This is a genomic window from Marivita sp. S6314 (assembly GCF_023015985.1).
Taxonomy (GTDB): domain Bacteria; phylum Pseudomonadota; class Alphaproteobacteria; order Rhodobacterales; family Rhodobacteraceae; genus Marivita.
Genome location: NZ_JALKAO010000028.1, coordinates 1 through 491, shown reverse-complemented (window position 1 = coordinate 491; position 491 = coordinate 1). Strand labels below are relative to the sequence as shown.

General features: G+C 60.7%; 1 protein-coding gene. It reads right to left on the bottom strand.

The genetic code is table 11. From position 1 onward, the window contains the following. A partial coding sequence (locus MWU54_RS18625) for an AMP-binding protein (protein WP_247086759.1) occupies positions 1 to 491 on the bottom strand: 491 nt, incomplete at both ends.

Here is a 491-nt window from a genome sequence, read left to right as displayed (position 1 = left end):
TAATCAAAAACAACCTCATGGGTGAGGCCGGCGTAAACCAAATATCCACCTGTTGAGTGCACAACCCCCTTGGGCTGCCCGGTCGAGCCCGATGTATACAGGATGAAAAGGGGATCTTCGGCATTCATTTCAGCAGGTTGGCTGACATCTGACGCTTCAAGCGCCATTTCGTTGTAGTCATAGTCGCGCCCATCGATCCAGGTGGTCTGGCCACCGGTGCGCTTGACGACAAGGCACTTCACGCTGTCCTTGCAGTGCAGCAGCGCCGCGTCGGCGTTGGACTTGAGCGGTGTCTTGCGGCCCCCGCGCGGAGCTTCGTCGGCGGTGATCACCACCTTGGCGTCCGACCCGTTTACACGCGCCGCCAGCGCATCGGGAGAAAAGCCGGCAAACACGATCGAGTGGATCGCACCGATCCGCGCGCAGGCCAGCATGGCATAGGCGGCTTCGGGGATCATCGGCAGGTAGATCACCACCCGGTCGCCTTTGCG